The organism is Baekduia sp. Peel2402 (assembly GCF_052567285.1).
In genome coordinates this window covers 5,003,944-5,021,280 of record NZ_CP199582.1, presented here as the reverse complement: position 1 = coordinate 5,021,280, position 17,337 = coordinate 5,003,944, and the positions used below count along the sequence as shown (strand labels likewise).

The window sequence follows — 17,337 nt, the reverse complement described above, 5'->3', positions numbered from 1 at the left end:
GAACTAATATCACTCCGGCATGGAGATCCGCCAGCTGGAGTACCTCGTGCTCGTCGCGCAGGAGCGGTCGTTCACCCGTGCGGCAGCCCGTGGGAACGTCGCCCAGCCCGCGCTGTCGCGGCAGATCGCCAAGTTGGAGGCCGAGCTCGGGCTGCCGCTCGTCGACCGCACGACCCGGCGCGTGTCGATGACGCCGGCCGGGATCGCGATGGTCGGCCACGCCGAGCGCGTGCTGGCCGAGCTGGAGGCGGCGCGCGCCCTCGCAGCGCGCGCGACCGCGGTGCTGACTGGCCGTGTCGAGCTGGGCGTCACCACGACGCCGGGCTCGATCGACGTGCCCGCGCTGCTGGCGGAGTTCCACGCGCGTTACCCGGACGTCGACCTGATCGTCCGCGAGGACCTCAGCGTGCGTCTGGTCGACGCGCTGCGCGCCGATCGCCTCGACCTCGCGTTCATCTCCGGCGTCGCGCCGGGCGCCCGCGAGCGGCTGACGCTGCGGCCGCTGGCGCGCGACCCGCTGCTGGTCGTCGTCGGCGAGTCACACCGGCTGGCCGATCGCGACGCGATCCGGGTCGCCGACCTGCGCGACGAGCGCTTCGTCGCGTTCCCGCCGGGCGCGACGATCCGCGAGGCGGTCGCGCGGGCGGCGCAGGAGGCGGGCTTCACACCGCGCGTGTCGTTCGAGTCCGCCGAGACCGCCCGGACGCGCGCGATCGTCGCCCACGGCCTGGCCGTCGCGGTGCTGCCGCAGTCCGACGCGCTCGCGCCCGGGCCGGCGGTCGTCGCGCTGCCCTTCCGCGACGTCGAGCTGCACCACGACCTGTTCGTCGCGACGCGCACCGGACGGCGCCTCTCCCCCGCGGCTGCCGCGTTCCTGCGCGGGGTATCGTCGTAGTCGATGGCGAAGCGTCCCCCTGTCCCAGGGACCGGCCTCGACGAGTCCACGCTCGTCGTGACCGACCCGCAGACGCACGCGGCCGGGCTGCCCGCGGTGCGCTCCGCCATGGCCCACTCGATCCACGAGATGGGCCTGACGCGCACGGCGCGGACGCTGTCGCTGATCAACCAGGCCGACGGCTTTGACTGCATGGGCTGCGCGTGGCCGGACCCCGAGAAGCGCCATCACGCCGAGTTCTGCGAGAACGGCGCGAAGGCGGTCTCCGAGGAGGCGACGCTGCTGCGCGCCGGGCCGGAGCTGTTCAAGCAGTGGTCGGTCGCGGAGATGGCGGCCCAGAGCGACTACTGGATCGGCAAGCAGGGGCGCCTCACCCACCCCATGCACCTGGCGGAGGGCGCGTCGCACTACGCGCCGATCTCCTGGGACGAGGCCTATGACCTGATCGCCGAGCGACTCAATGGCCTTGCCTCGCCCGACGAGGCCGCGTTCTACACGTCCGGTCGCACGTCCAACGAGGCCGCGTTCGCCTACCAGGCGCTGGTCCGCGCGTTGGGCACCAACAACCTGCCGGACTGCTCCAACCTCTGCCACGAGTCCTCGGGCGTCGCGCTGACGCAGACGATCGGGATCGGCAAGGGCTCGGTCTCGCTGGAAGACGTCGAGAACGCCGAGCTGCTGCTGGTCGTCGGGCAGAACCCGGGGACCAACCACCCGCGCATGTTGTCGTCCTTGGAGGCGGCACGCAAGCACGGCGGGTCGATCGTCGCGATCAACCCGCTGCCCGAGGCCGGGCTGATGCGCTTCGACAACCCGCAGAAGGTCCGCGGGATGCTCGCGCACGGCGTCGAGCTGGCCGACACGCACCTGCCAATCCGCATCAACGGCGACCTTGGGCTGTTCTCGGCGATCAACGCGCTGCTGATCGAGCGCGACGCCCTGGACCACGCGTTCATCGCGGCCCATACGGATGGGTTGGACGCGCTGCGCGCCCACGCCGCCACGCTGGACTGGGACGCCGTGTTGCGCGCGACCGGGCTGGAGCGGGCGCAGATCGAGGCGCTGGCCGATCGTGTGGCGGGCGCCGAGCGGATCGTCGTCTGCTGGGCGATGGGCCTGACCCAGCACCGCAACTCGGTGGCCACGATCCGCGAGATCGTCAACACCTTGCTCTTGCGCGGATCGATCGGCAAGCCGGGCGCCGGCGTCTGCCCCGTGCGCGGCCACTCCAACGTGCAGGGCGACCGCACGATGGGCATCTGGGAGCGCCCCACCGACGCGTTCCTGGACCGCATGGAGGCCGCGCTCGGCTTCGCGATGCCGCGCGAGCACGGCACCGACGTCGTCGAGGCGATCGGGCACATGCGCGATGGCAAGGTGAAGGTCTTGATCGCGATGGGCGGCAACTTCCTCTCGGCCGCGCCGGACACCGACGCCACCGACGCGGCGCTGCGCTCGTGCGAGCTCACGGTCCACGTCGCCACCAAGCCCAACCGCGCGCACCTGACGCCGGGCCGCGAGGCGCTGCTGTTGCCGACGCTCGGCCGGACCGACAAGGACCGCGACCAGGTCGTCACGGTCGAGGACTCGATGAGCGCGGTGCACGCCTCGCGCGGGATGCTCGACCCGCCATCGGGCGAGCTGCGCTCCGAGGTGACGATCGTCTGCGAGCTGGCGCAACGGGTATTCGGTCCCACCCACCCCCACCCCCGCGTGCCGGTGCCGTGGGCGGCGTGGGCCGAGGACTACAACCTGATCCGCGACGCGATCGCCGTCGCGATCCCGGGCTTCGAGGGCTTCAACGACCGCCTCGAGCGCGGCTTTGTCCTCCCCCACCCGCCCCGTGACGCGCGCGAGTTCCGGACGCCGTCGGGCCGCGCGCAGCTGACGGTCAACGAGCTGGACGTGCTCGACGTGCCGGAGGGCCACCTGCTCCTACAGACGCTGCGCTCGCACGACCAGTACAACACCACCATCTACGGACTCAACGACCGCTACCGCGGGATCAAGGCCGGCCGGCGCGTGGTGATGATCCACGAGCGCGACCTGCGCGCGCTCGGCTTCGAGCATGGCGATGTCGTTGACTTGATCGGCGTGGCCGATGACGGCGTGCAGCGCCGCGCGGAGCGCTTCCGCGCGATCGCCTACGACACGCCGCGCGGCTGTGCGGCGGCCTACTACCCCGAGACCAACACCTTGGTCCCGCTGGACAGCGTCGCGCTGGAGTCGGGCACGCCGACGTCGAAGTCGGTCGTGATCCGGCTCGAGCGCTCGGCCGCCGCCTAGACCGCGAAGAAGACCGTCTCGCCGTCGCCCTGGAGGCGGATGTCGAAGCGGTAGGAACCCTCGCCGTCGGGCTGGGCGATCAGCGTGTCGCGCCGGTCGTCGGGTACCCCGCGCAACACCGGGTCCTCGGCGTTGGCCTCGGCCTCGTCGCCGAAGTAGATCCGTGTGACGACGCGGTCCAACAACCCGCGCGCGAAGAGGGACACGTCGACATGGGGTGCTTGGAGGACCTCGTCGTCCTGGCCCGCGACACGGACCGGCACGCGGCCGGGCTTGACCGTGGTGATCGTGTAGGTGCCGTCGCCGGACTCGTAGCCGCAGCGGCCGAAGCCGCGGAAGCCCTCCAGCGTGGACGGGGTGCCCGCGCCGTGCAGGTCGGCGAAGCGGCCTTCAGGATCGGCCTGCCAGGTCTCGATCAGGTGGTCGGGGATCAACACGCCGCGACCGTCGTAGACCGAGCCGTGGAGCGTGATCGCGCCGGGCGTCCCCGCGGGCACGACGTCCTGGCTGTCGCCCCACGGCAGGCCGATCGCGTAGTAGGGGCCGACGGTCTGCGACGGCGTCGTCTCGAAGATCATGATCTAGAACGCCTCCTCGATCGGCGTGGCGGCCGGGCCGCGGAGGTAGATGTCGAACTCGTAGCACTGCGCCCAGTTCGGCTTGGTGCCGTGGATGTCGAAGCGGGCGACCAGGCGGTCGCGGGCCTTCTCATCGCGGATCGAGTTGTAGATGGGGTCGTAGGCGAAGAACGGGTCGCTCGGGAAGTACATCTGCGTGACCAGCCGCTGGGTGAACGCGCGGCCGAGCAGGCTGAAGTGGATGTGCGCGGGGCGCCACGCGTTGTAGTGGTTGCCCCACGGGTACGGCCCGGGCTTGATCGTGACGAACCGGTAGCGGCCCTCGTCGTCGGTGACGCAGCGTCCCGCGCCGGAGAAGTTGGGGTCCAACGGCGCGTCCCAGGTGTCGGACTTGTGCAGGTAGCGGCCGGCGCTGTTGGCCTGCCAGATCTCCACGAGCGTGCCGCGCAGCGGCTTGCCCTCGGTGTCGAAGACGCGGCCGGTGACGATCAGCCGCTCGCCGATCGGGGCGCCCGCGTGCTGGGCGGTGAGGTCGTGGTCGAGCTCGCCGATGCGGGCCTCGGCGTTGAGCGCCGGACCAGTCAGCTCGGTCAGCGACTGCGGCAGGTAGAGCAGCGGCTGCTTGGGGTGGCGCAGGTGCGTCGACTTGTAGCCCGGCGAGTCCAGCGGCGGGTCGGCTTCAGCGAGGCGGACGTAGCTGCGCGGCGTCTCACCGTCGTTGACCCAGGAAACAGCGGCCTTCTTCTCCTCCATCCCTCCAGCGTACGTCCGCCTGAGCAGAAGTAGAATTCGGGAATGTCGGGAAGTTCCCACGAATCGCTCATGTATCCGCCGCTCGACCTGCGGCAGGTGCAGTGCTTCGTCGCCGCGGCCGCCAGCGGCACGATGACCGCGGCGGCCGGCGAACTGCACCTGTCGCAGTCGGCGGTCTCGCTGGGCATCGCGGGGCTGGAGCGGCGCCTCGGAGTCCAGCTGCTGATCCGCCGCCGTGCGCGGCCGCTGCTGTTGACGCCCGCAGGGCGCCGCCTCCTGCCCACGGCCCGTGAGCTGCTCGCCTCCGCCGACGGCCTTCAGCGCGAGGCGGCCGCGACCTCCGGCGTCGCGGGCCCGCTGACCGTCGGCTGCTTCACGACGCTCGCGCCGCTCGTCCTGCCCGAGCTGCTGGACGGCTTCATCGCCGATCACCCCGAGGTCGACCTCGGCTTCCTCGACGGCCCCGTGCCCGAGCTGGAAGACGCGATGCGCGCGGGCGCGTGCGACCTGGCGATCGTCGACGTCCTCGACGCGTCGCCCGACGTCGAGCTCGAGCCGCTGACCACGATCCGCCCCTACGCGCTCTTCGCGGCGAGCGACCCGTTCGCGCGGCGCAAGTCCGTCCGCCTGGAGGACCTCGCCCGCCGCGATGACCTGATCCTCTTCTCGTCGCCGCCCAGCGCCGCGTTCCTGATGGGGTTGTTCACCGCGCGCGGCCTGGCGCCGGCGGTCAAGCACCGCACCTCCTCACACGAGCTGGTCCGCGGGCTGGTCGGCCGCGGCCTCGGCTACGCGCTGCTGGTCACCCGCCCCGCGCACGATCTGACGCACGAGGGCCGCGAGGTCGTCGCCGTGCGGATCGCGGGCGACGTGCAGGACGCGCGCTTCGCGCTGGCCCGCGTGCGCGGCGGCCGCCTGACCCGCCAGGCGGCCGCCTTTGCCCGCTTGTGCCGGGAGCGGCTGGCGGCTTAGCGCCCGCCGCGGTGGCTGTGCCCGTGGCCGCCGCCGTGCCCGTGGCGCTGCCACCCGCCGTAGCTCAACCCGAAGCCGCGGCGGAAGAGCGGCCGGGCCGAGTCGTCGGGGACGTCGCCGAGCTGCGCGGCGACCGCCTCCTCGGAGGACGGCAGCTCGAACGGCAGGTGGCCGCCGGGCGTGCGCTTGCCGAGGATCGTGTCGAGCAGGACCGCGTCGGAGACGCCGTAGTTGGCGAGCACCGCCGCCGCGCCCTTCGTCACGTCGGTCAGGATCAGCGGCCGGTCGAGCTTCGGCACGGCGACGGTCGGCGTGCCGGAGGCGACGGCGGCGTCGAAGGCCTGGATGTCGGGCTCGGTCCCGGTCCACTTCAGGCCGGTGAGGTCGCTGCCGGCGCGCGGGTCGTCGAGGCGGACGATCGCCAGGTCGGCCTGCTTGGCGTCGGTGACCGGCGTGAGGCCAGCGGCGGTGACCGCCTCGGGCGCGACGCCGTAGGCGTACACCTTGGCCGCCGCGCCACGACGGTGGCCTCGGAGCGGCAGCGTCCGGCGCGCGTTCTTCAGCAGCGTCAGCGACTGCGCCTGGGCGGCGTCGCCGAGCTTGGCGAAGCGGGCGTTGCCGGCGATCTGCGCGGCGGCGGCCTCGTCCACAAACGGGTGCTCGAAGAGGCCGAGCTGGAACTTCTGGGTCAGCACGCGCTGGGCCGACTCGTCGATGCGCTGGGGCGTGATCTGATCCTGCCCGACGGCGGTCACGATCGGCGACGGGTCATCGGTGCCGCCGATGACGTCGACGCCGGCGTTGATGACCGCAGCGGTGCGCTCCAGGACGGTCGAGTCCTCATAGCCCCACGGCATGCCGACGCCCCAAGAGCCGATGAACGACGCGGGCGGCTTGTTGTCGCGGCAGATCTGCGGGCAGTCGCCGGTGATGCCCCAGTCCGAGGTGATGACGCCATCGAACTTGAACTGCCCGCGCAGGAGGTCCTGCAACAGGTAGGGGTTGAAGCCGGCGCCGACCTGCGGAACCGCGTGGCCTTGGTAGACCAGGTCCTTCAGGATCGAGTAGGTCGGCATGATCCCGGCCGTGTCGGCCGCAAACGCGCCGGTGAACGGGATCAGGTGCTCGGCGAAGTCGCCGCCCGGGAAGGCCGCGTAGCGCCCGTAGTAGTAGTGGCTGTCATAGCCATTGACCTGGGCGCCGTAGCCGACCCAGTGCTTGGTGACCGCCGCGACCGAGCCGTCCGCGATCCCGCGCGACCCGCCCTGCAACCCCGACACGTAGGCGTTGACCTGATCGCGGGCCGTGCGGGGATCGGAGCCGAAGGTGCCGTTGATGCGCGTCCAGCGCGGCTCGGTGGCGATGTCGGCCTGCGGCGAGAGGCCCTCGCTGATGCCAACGGCGCGGTACTCCTGGCGGATGACGTCGCCGAGCTTCTGGGTCAGGCGCGGGTCGCCGGCGGCGGCCATGCCGGTCGTGTCGGGCATCGCCGTGGTGCCGACGCGCGGCACGGTCTGCCCCTGGGCGACCGAGAAGCCGTTGCGCGGGTCGGTCGAGATCACGGCCGGGATGCCGAACGGCTGCGCCTCGGCCAGCTCCTGCACGCTGTTGCCGGCGGCCGCCATCTTGGACGGCTCGGCCGAGAGGCGCGTGATGAACGTCGAGAGGTGGCGGTCAGCGATGAGCGGCGTGAGCTTGACCGGGTCATAGCCCTCGCCGGAGACCGGCAGCGTGCCGTGGACCATCAGCCCGGCCTTCTGCTCGAGGCTCAATCGCCCTGCGAGATCCGCCGCGCGCTCGGAGGCCGGCCGGCGCCAGTCCTCGTAGGGCGTGAGCTGCCCGTCGCGGTCCAGATCGCGGAAGCGCAGGCCGTCGACCGTGATGATCGGCACCGCCCGCGTCGTCAGCTCGGGCTGCTTGACGCCATGCCCATGGCCATTGCCATGGCCGCCCCCGTGCGCCTGCGCGGCGGCGACGAAGCACACCGACGCCGCGGCGCTTGCCGCCAAGACCTTCATCCTCATGACCCTGCTCCTCCCGCGTTGGACCGTCGCGTCCCGTGTCCCCCAGGACGCGTCGCACCGAAACACGCGGGTGTAGGACTACATACGGAACACGCCGTAGCCCACGGGCTCCAGCGGCGCGTTGGCGCAGGCGGCGAGCGCGCGCGAGAGGACCGTGCGGGTGTCGCGCGGGTCGATGACGCCGTCGTCCCAGAGCCGCGCGGTCGCGTACCACGGCTGGCCCTGGCGGTCGTACTGCTCCTTGAGCTGCGCGCCGACCTCGGGCTGGCCGACCTCGGTCATCACGGTCGCGCCCTGCTCGCCGCCCATGACCGAGATCCGCGCGTTGGGCCACATGAACATGAAGCGCGGCGAGTAGGCGCGACCGCACATCCCGTAGTTGCCGGCGCCGAAGGAGCCGCCGACCACCATCGTGATCTTTGGCACGCGCGCGGTCGCGACCGCGGTGACGAGCTTGGCCCCGTCCTTGGCGATGCCGCCCGCCTCGTAGTCCTTGCCCACCATGAACCCGGAGATGTTCTGGAAGAACAGCAGCGGGATGCCGCGGCGGTCGCAGAGCTCGATGAAGTGCGCGGCCTTCAGCGAGGACTCGCTGAACAGGATCCCGTTGTTGGCGATGATCCCGACCGGGTGGCCGTCGAGGTGCGCGAACGCGGTGACGACCGTCGTGCCGTAGAGCTCCTTGAACTCCTGGAGGTCGCCGCCGTCGACGACGCGTCGCAGCAGGTCGCGGGCGTCGTAGGGCGTGCGGGTGTCGACGGGGACGAGGTCGAGCAGCTCGTCGGCGCCGCCGAAGCCGGGCGGGCGCGATTCGGCCTTCGCCCACGGCGTCGGCGCGTCCGGCGGCAGCGTCGCGACGATGTTGCGGACGATCTCCAAGGCATGGTCATCGTCTTCGGCGAGGTGGTCGACGACGCCGGAGGTGCGCGCGTGCACGTCGCCGCCGCCGAGCTCCTCAGCGGTGACCTCTTCGCCGGTCGCGGCCTTCACCAACGGCGGGCCGCCGAGGAAGATCGTGCCCTGGTGGCGGACGATCACCGTCTCGTCGCTCATCGCCGGGACGTACGCGCCGCCGGCCGTGCAGGAGCCCATCACGCACGCGATCTGCGGCACGCCCAGCTTGGACAGGTTGGCTTGGTTGTAGAAGATGCGGCCGAAGTGCTCGCGGTCGGGGAAGACCTCGTCCTGCATCGGCAGGAACGCGCCGCCCGAGTCCACCAGGTAGACGCACGGCAGCCGGTTGTGCAGCGCGATCTCCTGCGCGCGCAGGTGCTTCTTGACCGTCATGGGGTAGTAGGTCCCGCCCTTGACGGTGGCGTCGTTGGCAATCACCACGACTTGCCGACCCTGCACCACGCCGATCCCGGCCACGACGCCCGCGCCGGGCGCGGCGCCGTCGTAGAGGTCCTCGGCGGCGAGCGCGCACAGCTCCAGGAACGGCGCGCCGGGGTCGCAGAGGCGCTCGACGCGGTCGCGCGGGAGCAGCTTGCCGCGCGCGACGTGGCGCTGACGGGCCTTCTCGCCACCGCCCGCGCGGACCCGCGCCAGGCGGGCGTCGAGGTCCTCGATCAGCGCGAGGTGGTCGTCGCGGTGGCTCATGCCTCGGCCTCCACGACCGCGACCAGCGGCTGCTTGAGCGTCACGCGGTCGCCCGCCTTCAGCGTCAGCCCTTCCACGACGCCGTCGCGCGGCGCGGTGATCGACAGCTCCATCTTCATCGACTCCAACACGATCAGGACGTCGCCGGCTTGGACGACGTCGCCGTTGCTGACGTTGACCGCCCACACCGTGCCGGGCATGGGCGCTTCGAGCGAGCCTTCGGGCAGCGCGGCGCCGGAGCGGTCCGGGCGCGCGGTGCGGACGATGGCGTGGTGGCCGTCGCGCGCGACGTAGACGGCGTCGTCGCCGTCCAGCGCGATCGCGTAGCGGCGGGTGAGGCCGTCGAGGGTGATGGCGAAGAGGCCGGGCGCTTCGGCCGCGCGGATGGCGGCTCCTTCCCAGCGGGCGTCGCCGATCGTGACGACGCCGCTCGTCACGCGGGCCTCGCCGTGCTCGGCGAGCGCGCGGCGCCAGGGCCCTTCCGGCGTCGCGGTGCCCGCGGCGGCCAGGACGGCGGCGGCGAGCAGGTCGGCGGGCGGCTCGGTCGCCAGCTCCTCTAGGACGCGCTCGAGCAGGTTGGTGTCCATCTCACCGGCCCGGACGTCGTCGCGCGCCAGCAGCGCGCGGGTGAACGCGGCGTTGGTGGTGACGCCGGCCAGCGCGAAGGTCGCCAGCGCGCGGTCGAGGCGGTCGAGCGCGGTCTCACGGTCCGGGCCGTAGGCGATGACCTTGGCCAACATGGGGTCGTAGGACGTGCCCACGACGGACCCGGCGCGCAGGCCGGAGTCGACGCGTACACCTTCTCCGGATGGCTCGCGGTAGACGTGCACGGTGCCGGTCGCCGGGAGGAAGCCCGCGGCGGGATCCTCGGCGTACAGCCGCGCCTCGATCGCGTGGCCGTGCGGTCTGAGATCCTCCTGGCGCAGCGCGAGCGCTTCGCCCGCTGCGACGCGCAGCTGCTGCTCGACCAGGTCGACGCCGTAGACCAGCTCGGTCACGGGGTGCTCGACCTGCAACCTGGTGTTCATCTCCAGGAAGAAGAACTCGCTGGCATGGGGTGGGCGGGATTCCATTATCAGCTCCACGGTCCCGACGCCCGCGTACCCGCACGCCCGGGCCAATGCGATCGCGGCCTCCCCCATGCGCGCCCGCAGCTCCGCGTCGACGACCGGCGACGGCGCCTCCTCCACCACCTTCTGGTGGCGGCGCTGCAACGAGCACTCGCGCTCGCCCAAGTGCACGATGTTGCCGTGGGCGTCGGCGAGCACCTGGATCTCGATGTGGCGCGGACGCTCCAGATAGCGCTCCACGATCACGCGGTCGTCGCCGAACGCAGCGCGCGCCTCGCGCTGGGCGGCGGCGGTTGCAGCCTCCAGCTCCTCGGCGGCGCGCACGACGCGCATGCCCTTGCCACCACCGCCCGCGACGGCCTTCACGACGACCGGATAGCCGCCGTCGCCCCCGGCCGGCACGACCGGGACGCCTGCCGCAGCCGCCGCCTCCTTCGCGGCGCCCTTGTCGCCCATCAGCTCGATCGCCTCCGGCGGCGGGCCGATCCAGGTCAGCCCGGCGTCGGCGACCGCCCGCGCGAACGCGGCGTTCTCGCTAAGGAACCCGTAGCCGGGGTGCACTGACCGCGCCCCGCTCTCGCGCGCGGCGCGCAGGAGCTCGTCGGCGTCGAGGTAGGAGTCGATCGACACCACCGCGTCGATCGCGTCGGCGTGCGCGGCACCGGCATCTTGCTCGGTGAGCACGCCCACCGTCGACAGGCCCAGCGCGTGCGCCGTCCGCGCGACGCGGATCGCGATCTCGCCGCGGTTGGCGATCAGGATCGGGCTGAGGTCACGGAGGCTCACGCGGCGTCGTTCCACTCGACGGGACCGGCGACGAGCGTGTGCGAGCCGAGCGGACGGCCGAGGACGTCACGCGCCGCGCGGGCGGCGACGAGCAGCTTCTCCAGGTCGATGCCGGTGGCGATGTTCATCTCGTGCAACATCGAGACGAGGTCTTCGGTGGCGATGTTGCCCGTGGCACCTGCCGGGACCGGGCAACCGCCCAGCTCGCCGAAGGACGACTCGAACGACGCGCACCCGGCCTGCAGCGCCGCGTACACGTTGGCCAGGCCCTGGCCGCGGGTGTTGTGGAAGTGGGCGGTCAACTCAACGTCATTGCCGAGCCGTTGGGCCGCCGCCTCGAAGAACGCGCCGACCTGCGCCGGGTTCGCCATGCCGGTGGTATCGCCGAAGCCGATCTCCGCCGCGCCCGCGGCAGCCAGGCGCTCGGCGATCGAAAAGACGCGCTCGGGCGGCACGTGGCCCTCGTAGGGGCAGCCGAAGGACACCGAGATGACGGCTTCGGCTCGCAGGCCCTCCGCGACGCCGCGCGCGATCACGCGCTCCAATCCGGCCAGCGACTCCTCGACCGACCGGTTGACGTTGGCCTTGTTGTGCGACTCGCTGGCCGACATGAAGCAGTTGATCTCGCTGAACCGTTCGCGATGCGCGAGCGCGTTGTCGAAGCCGCGCTCGTTGGGGATCAGGACGGTGACCGCGACGTCGTCGGGCACGCTGATCCGCTCCAGCACCTCGGCCGCGTCGGCGAGCTGCGGGATGACGTCGGCGCGCACGAACGACGTGACCTCCAGCCGCTCGAGGCCGGTCGCGCCGAGCAGGTCGATCAACTTGATCTTGTCCTCGGTGGCGATGACCTCGGGCTCGTTCTGGAAGCCGTCGCGCGGGCCGACCTCCCGCACGCGGACGCTCGTGGGGAGCGACACGGTGGTCTACGCCCCCAGCGCGCGGGCGATGACCATCTGCTGGACCTCGTCGGTGCCCTCGCCGATCGTGAGGATCTTCGCGTCGCGGTAGAAGCGACACACCGGGTACTCCTCGATGAAGCCGTAGCCGCCGTGGATCTGCACGGCCTCTTCGGTGCAGCGCACCGCCAGCCGGCCGGTCTTCAGCTTCGCCTGCGCGGCGGTCAGCGAGAAGTTGCGGCCCTGATCCTTCAGCCACGCGGCCTTGTAGGTCAGCAGGCGCGCGGCCTCGATCTCGGTCGCCATGTCGGACAACTTGCCCTGGATGGCCTGGAACTTGGAGATCGGCTGGCCGAAGGCCTTGCGCTCCTTGGCGTACTTCAACGCCTCGTCCAACGCGCCCTGCGCCAGGCCGACGCCCATCGCCGCGACGCCGATGCGCCCGATGTCCAGGATGTGGAGGAACTGCTTGAAGCCGGCGCCACGCGGACCGAGGAGGTTCTCCTCCGGGACGCGACACGCGTCGAACGACAGCGGGCGCGTGTCGGACGCGTTCCACCCCATCTTGCGGTACGGCGTGCCCTGCTCGTAGCCGGCGGTGCCGTTCTCGACGATCAAGTTGGAGATCTCGTTCTCGCCGGTGCGGGCGGTGATCGCGACGTGGCCGGAGATCGTCGTGCCCGCGTTGGTGATGAACTGCTTGGCGCCGTCGACGACCCACGAGCCGTCGTCGTCCTGCGCTGCACGCGTCTTGACGTTGCCGGCGTCCGAGCCCGCCTCGGGCTCGGTCAGGCCGAAGGCGCCGAGCTTGCGGCCGGCGCAGAGGTCGGGCAGCAGCCGCGCCTTCTGCTCGTCGGAGCCGAAGAGGTAGATCGGCTGCGTGCCCAGCGAGGTGTGCGCGCACATCGTGATCGCGACCGACGAGTCGATCCGCGTCAGCTCCTCGACGGCGATCGCGTACTGCAGCGCGGTGCCGCCGGCGCCGCCGACCGACTCGGGGAACGGGATCCCCATCCACCCCAACTGCCCCATCTTGGCGACCAGGTCGTAGGGAAACGCCTTCTCGCGGTCCAGCTCCTCGGCGACCGGGGCGACCTCGCCGGTGGCGAAGTCCCGCACGGTCTCCTGCAGCAGGCGGGTGTCGTCGTCGAGGTCGAAGAACATGGTGCGGAGCGTACCGAATGGGCGTTCGAAGTTCGAATGGTCGTTCGATAACGTTGGCGAGGACGCATGCCACCGCGACCCACCCGCACCGCGCTCCGAGACCGCTACGACCGCCGCCAGGCCGAGGTCACGCTCGACGCCGCCCGCGTCTTCGCCGCGCGCGGCTACGACCAGACCTCCGTCCCGCAGTTGGCCAGCGAGCTCGGCCTCGCCGCCGGCAGCCTGTACCACTACTTCGGCGGCAAGGAGCAGCTCCTGATCGCGATCTGCAACGAGCTGATGGAGCCGCTGCTGGCCCGCGTCGCCGACCTCCAAGCCGAAGACCTCGAACCCGCCGACCACCTCCGCGCGCTCGTCCGCATCTGGGTCCGGCACGTCGTCGAGCACCGCGACCACATGCTGGTCTTCCAGCAGGAGCGCCACGTCATCGACCACGGCGACCAATGGCGCCAGGTCCGCGCCGACCGCAAGCGCTTCGAGACCCTCGTCGACGCCGCGCTCGCCGCCATCGAGCCCCCCGCCGCCCGCTTCACCGACCGCCGCCTCGCCCTCTCCGCCCTCCTGGGCATGGTCAACCACACCGCCCAGTGGTACCGCCCCCGCGGCCGCCTCAGCCCCGAGCAGATCGCCGACGGCTACGTCGACCTGCTGCTGGCCTGATCAGCCGCCGCCCGCAGCCGCGACGTTCGCGTGCGGGTGGGCGGCGAGCAAGGCCTTGGTGTAGTCGTCCTGGGGGTTGTTGAAGACGGTGGCGGTGTCGCCGATCTCCACCAGCTTGCCTTGGCTCATGACCGCGACGCGGTCGCAGATCTCGGCGATGACGGCGAGCTGGTGGGCGACGAAGAGGATGGCGACGCCGAGCTCGTCGCGGAGGTCGGCGAAGAGGTTGAGGAGCTGGGCCTGGACGGAGACGTCGAGGGCGCTGACGGCCTCGTCGGCGATCAGGACCTCGGGGCCGACGGCGAGGGCGCGGGCGATCGCGACGCGCTGGCGCTGGCCGCCGGACAGCTCGCGCGGGTTGCGCTCGGCCAGGCGCGCGCTGAGGTGCACGCGCTCCAGCTCGGTGCGGACGAACCCGTCGCCGTCCTCGCTGCCCGGGCGCTTGTGGACCCGGCCGGCCTCGAGGATCGCCGCGCCCACGGTCATCCGCGGGTTCAGCGACGCGTACGGGTCCTGGAAGATCATCTGCATCCGCCGGCGCAGGTCTCGCAGGTCCTTGCCCTCGGCGGCCAGGACGTCCTCGCCGGCCAGGACGATGCGGCCCGCGTCCGGCTCCACCAGCCGGATCACGCAGCGCGCGAGCGTCGTCTTGCCCGACCCGGATCCGCCGGCCAGGCCGAGGATCTCGCCGCGGGCGACGCTCAAGGACACGTCGTCGACGGCGACGTGCGGGTCGGCGACGACGCGCGTCAACCGCTCGGAGAAGGTGCGGCGCAGGCCGAACTCCTTGCGCACGCCCTCGACGACGAGCAGCGGCTCGGCGGCGCTCATGATGCGGCTCCGGCAGTCGTGCGCGCGAACGGCCGCACCGGGCACGCGGTCTGGTGGTCGGGTGCGACCGGCTCCAGCGCCATCGACACGTCCTTGCAGCTCGGCCGCGCGTACGCGCACCGCGGGGCGAACACGCAACCCTCCAAGTTCTCCGTCAACTCCGGCGGCGAGCCAGGAATGCCCGACCGCCGCACGCGCTTGCCCGCCGACTCGAGCTCCGGCACCGACTCCATCAGCGCCCGCGTGTACGGATGCTCGGCCTGCTCGTAGATCGTGCCGATCGGCGCGGTCTCCACGACGTGGCCGCCGTACATCACCGCCACGCGATCGCAGACCTGGGCGATCACGCCAAAGTCGTGGGAGACGATCAGCACCGCCATCCCCCGCTCCGCGCGCAACCGCTGCAACAACGCCAGGATCTGCGCCTGCGTGGTGACGTCCAGCGCGGTCGTCGGCTCGTCGGCCAGCAGCAACCGTGGCCGCGACGCGGTGGCCAGGGCGATCATCACGCGCTGGCGCATGCCGCCGCTCAGCTCGTGCGGGTAGGACAGCGCGCGCCGCTCCGGGTCCGGGATGCCAACCCCATCAAGAAGCTCGACCGCGTGCTTGCGAGCCTCGTCCTTGCCCATCCCGAGGTTGGATCGCAGCGTCTCCACGATCTGCTCGCCAACCCGGAAGACCGGGTTCAGCGACGAGAACGGATCCTGGTAGATCATCCCCGCCTCGTGGGCGCGGAAGTCGCGCAGCTCCTTGGCGCTCATCGCCAAGACGTCGCGCCCCTCGAAGCTGATCGAGCCCGCCGCGATCCGCCCGGGCGGGTGGATCAGCCGCATCACCGAACGACACGTCAGCGACTTGCCGGACCCCGACTCGCCGATCAGCCCGACGATCTCGCCTGCACCGACCTCCAGGCCTACGCCCTTGACCGCGGCCAGCGGCGCGTCGGTGGGACCGAACTCCACACGCAGCCCGTCGATGGCCAGCAACGGCTCGCCGCTCATCGCCGCCTCCCGTCCGACAGCCCGTCGCCGACCAGCCCGGCCGCGATGCCGAACAGCACGATCACCAGGCCGGGCAGCGTCGCCACCCACCACGCGCTCAGGAGCGAGGACTGACCCTCGTTGATGATCGAGCCCAGCTCCGCGTTCGGCGGCTGCGCCCCCAGGCCGAGGTAGGCCAGCGACGCCAACAACAACAGGTTCACCACCATGTCGATCGTCGAGTAGATCAGCGCCGACCGCATCAGGTTGGGCACCGCGTGGCGGAAGATCGCTCGCCGCCGCGAGTAGCCCAGCGCGGTCGTCGCCAGCATGAACTGCTGCTCGCGCAGCACCAGCATCTCTGACCGCGCCAGCCGCGCGTACAGCGCCCACGCCGCGATCGGCACGCCGATCAGCATGCCCTTGACGCCCGGGCCGACGATCGCGATCACGGCGATCACCAGCACGAAGAACGGGAACGCGATCATGACGTCGGTCACGCGCGAGATCACCGCGTCGACCCAGCCGCCGAAGTACCCGCCGATCGCGCCGACGAGCACGCCGATCGGCAGCGGGATGTAGGTGACGAAAACGACGATCGCCAGATCGACGCGCAAGGCGTACAACGTGCGGCTGAAGATGTCACGGCCGCTCTCGTCGGTGCCGAAGAAGTGCTGGAACGACGGGCCGCTGAGCAGGTTGTTGAAGTCCAGCTCGTTCTGCCCGTAGGGCGCGATGACCGGCGCCAGCAGCGCCAAGAGCGCCATCAGCACCAGGATCGCCCCGCCGATCTTGACCGGCAGCGGCTGCCCGCGCAGGCCGCTCATGCGGCGCCGCTGCGGGACGGCCAGCTCGGCCGGCTCCGGCGTGGTGAAGGCCTCGACGGTGCTCATCGGCGTGCCAGCCTCACGCGCGGGTCAAGCCAGGCCTGCAAGATGTCGGCGGCCAGGCCGGCGAGCACCACCGCGGTGCCCGACAGCAACGCCAGTGCCTGCACGAGCTGGTAGTCGCGCTTCTGCACGCCCTGCAGCAGCAGGGATCCGACGCCAGGGATCTGGAACACCTGCTCCAGCACGAACGTGCCGCCGATCAAGAACCCCACGTTGACCGAGAGGATCGTGATCGTGTTCATGAGCGAGTTGCGCATCGCGTGCTTGCCGACGACCCTCACCTCGCTCAGGCCGCGCGACCGCGCGGCGTCGATGTACTCGCTGCTCAAGACCTCCAACAAGGACGAGCGCAGCGTCCGGACGACCACCGCGGCCAGGCCGAGCCCGAGCGTCAGCGCGGGCAACGTCATGGTCTTGATGATCCCGCTGAAGCCGGTCTCATAGCCCGACACCGGGAAGATGTGGAGCTCCAGCCCGAGCAGCAGCGCGAGCATCAGGCCCAGCCAGAACGACGCCATCGCAAACGTGAACGTCGTCGCCAGCCGGATCGTGTTGTCCACGATCCCGTTGGGCCGCAGCGCGGCGATGACGGCGAGCGGAACGCCGATGACCAGGGCCCAGAGGATCCCGTAGCCGATCATGATCGCGCTCGGCGCGACCCGCTGGCCGATCAGCTCGCCGACCGGTGCGTTGAGGGTGAACGCCGTGCCGAACTCGCCCTGCAGCGTGTGCGACAGGTAGAGCCAGAACTGCTCCAGGAGCGGTCGGTCCAGCCACAGCTCGTGCCGGGTCTCGGCGATCGCCTGTGGCGTGCCGTGGCCCGCCAGGACGATCGTGACCGGGTCACCGGGCACGAGGTGGATGATGAAGAACGTCGCGACCAGCAGTCCGAACAGGACCACGACGCTCAACGCCATTCGATGCAGGACGTAGCTCAGCACGGCGCCACC

At 71.4% G+C, this 17,337-nt stretch carries 15 protein-coding genes; 4 read left to right on the top strand and 11 right to left on the bottom strand.

Features of this window, described 5'->3' with window-relative positions; genetic code table 11:
- Positions 1-19 precede the first annotated feature (19 nt).
- Both ACT01A_RS24515 and ACT01A_RS24510 read left to right on the top strand, forming a co-directional pair.
- Complete coding sequence (locus ACT01A_RS24515) at positions 20-895, top strand: LysR family transcriptional regulator (RefSeq protein WP_445149733.1); 876 nt, start codon at positions 20-22, stop codon at positions 893-895.
- A 3-nt stretch (positions 896-898) separates the two neighbouring features.
- Positions 899-3,181 (top strand): FdhF/YdeP family oxidoreductase, encoded by a 2,283-nt coding sequence (locus ACT01A_RS24510; RefSeq protein WP_445149732.1) that lies wholly within the window; start codon positions 899-901, stop codon positions 3,179-3,181.
- Here the strand turns inward: ACT01A_RS24510 and pcaG are convergent.
- Complete coding sequence (gene pcaG / locus ACT01A_RS24505; RefSeq protein ID WP_445149731.1) at positions 3,178-3,759, bottom strand: protocatechuate 3,4-dioxygenase subunit alpha; 582 nt, start codon at positions 3,757-3,759, stop codon at positions 3,178-3,180. The two genes, ACT01A_RS24510 and pcaG, sit on opposite strands and share 4 nt — an antisense overlap.
- Before the next feature lie 3 nt (positions 3,760-3,762).
- Positions 3,763-4,512 carry a protocatechuate 3,4-dioxygenase subunit beta gene (gene pcaH / locus ACT01A_RS24500; RefSeq protein ID WP_445149730.1) on the bottom strand — a complete coding sequence of 250 codons (750 nt, stop codon included), beginning with the start codon at positions 4,510-4,512 and terminating at the stop codon, positions 3,763-3,765.
- A gap of 69 nt (positions 4,513-4,581) precedes the next feature.
- Between pcaH and ACT01A_RS24495 the strand changes: the two genes are divergently transcribed.
- Positions 4,582-5,484, top strand: coding sequence for a LysR family transcriptional regulator (locus ACT01A_RS24495; RefSeq protein WP_445149729.1), 903 nt, complete (start codon positions 4,582-4,584; stop codon positions 5,482-5,484).
- On the opposite strand, the gene ACT01A_RS24490 is transcribed toward ACT01A_RS24495, so the two are convergent.
- The 5 genes from ACT01A_RS24490 to ACT01A_RS24470 form a co-directional block, all read right to left on the bottom strand.
- On the bottom strand, positions 5,481-7,508 hold the full coding sequence (locus ACT01A_RS24490; RefSeq protein WP_445149728.1) for a glycoside hydrolase family 3 protein: 2,028 nt from the start codon (positions 7,506-7,508) through the stop codon (positions 5,481-5,483). The two genes, ACT01A_RS24495 and ACT01A_RS24490, sit on opposite strands and share 4 nt — an antisense overlap.
- A gap of 78 nt (positions 7,509-7,586) precedes the next feature.
- Positions 7,587-9,107, bottom strand: coding sequence for a carboxyl transferase domain-containing protein (locus ACT01A_RS24485; RefSeq protein WP_445149727.1), 1,521 nt, complete (start codon positions 9,105-9,107; stop codon positions 7,587-7,589).
- Positions 9,104-10,963: an acetyl/propionyl/methylcrotonyl-CoA carboxylase subunit alpha gene (locus ACT01A_RS24480; protein ID WP_445149726.1), complete on the bottom strand. Its 1,860-nt coding sequence runs from the start codon at positions 10,961-10,963 to the stop codon at positions 9,104-9,106. The genes ACT01A_RS24485 and ACT01A_RS24480 overlap by 4 nt, the downstream gene beginning before the upstream one ends.
- Complete coding sequence (locus tag ACT01A_RS24475; protein WP_445149725.1) at positions 10,960-11,883, bottom strand: hydroxymethylglutaryl-CoA lyase; 924 nt, start codon at positions 11,881-11,883, stop codon at positions 10,960-10,962. The genes ACT01A_RS24480 and ACT01A_RS24475 overlap by 4 nt, the downstream gene beginning before the upstream one ends.
- Before the next feature lie 6 nt (positions 11,884-11,889).
- Positions 11,890-13,026 (bottom strand): acyl-CoA dehydrogenase family protein, encoded by a 1,137-nt coding sequence (locus ACT01A_RS24470; protein ID WP_445149724.1) that lies wholly within the window; start codon positions 13,024-13,026, stop codon positions 11,890-11,892.
- 66 nt (positions 13,027-13,092) lie between these two features.
- Here ACT01A_RS24470 and ACT01A_RS24465 point away from each other — a divergent pair, with 66 nt between their 5' ends.
- Positions 13,093-13,686 (top strand): TetR/AcrR family transcriptional regulator, encoded by a 594-nt coding sequence (locus tag ACT01A_RS24465; RefSeq protein WP_445149723.1) that lies wholly within the window; start codon positions 13,093-13,095, stop codon positions 13,684-13,686.
- Here ACT01A_RS24465 and ACT01A_RS24460 read toward each other — a convergent pair whose 3' ends face one another.
- Genes ACT01A_RS24460 through ACT01A_RS24445 form a run of 4 tightly spaced genes read right to left on the bottom strand, consistent with a single transcriptional unit; the run spans position 13,687 to position 17,328 of the window.
- A complete protein-coding gene (locus ACT01A_RS24460) occupies positions 13,687-14,517 on the bottom strand; it encodes an ATP-binding cassette domain-containing protein (protein ID WP_445149722.1) in 831 nt (276 codons plus the stop codon). It abuts the gene before it with no gap.
- Positions 14,514-15,518: an ABC transporter ATP-binding protein gene (locus tag ACT01A_RS24455; RefSeq protein ID WP_445149721.1), complete on the bottom strand. Its 1,005-nt coding sequence runs from the start codon at positions 15,516-15,518 to the stop codon at positions 14,514-14,516. Before ACT01A_RS24455 ends, ACT01A_RS24460 begins: the two co-directional genes overlap by 4 nt.
- Positions 15,515-16,390 carry an ABC transporter permease gene (locus ACT01A_RS24450; RefSeq protein ID WP_445149720.1) on the bottom strand — a complete coding sequence of 292 codons (876 nt, stop codon included), beginning with the start codon at positions 16,388-16,390 and terminating at the stop codon, positions 15,515-15,517. The genes ACT01A_RS24455 and ACT01A_RS24450 overlap by 4 nt, the downstream gene beginning before the upstream one ends.
- A complete protein-coding gene (locus ACT01A_RS24445; protein ID WP_445149719.1) occupies positions 16,387-17,328 on the bottom strand; it encodes an ABC transporter permease in 942 nt (313 codons plus the stop codon). Before ACT01A_RS24445 ends, ACT01A_RS24450 begins: the two co-directional genes overlap by 4 nt.
- Positions 17,329-17,337: the final 9 nt, after the last annotated feature.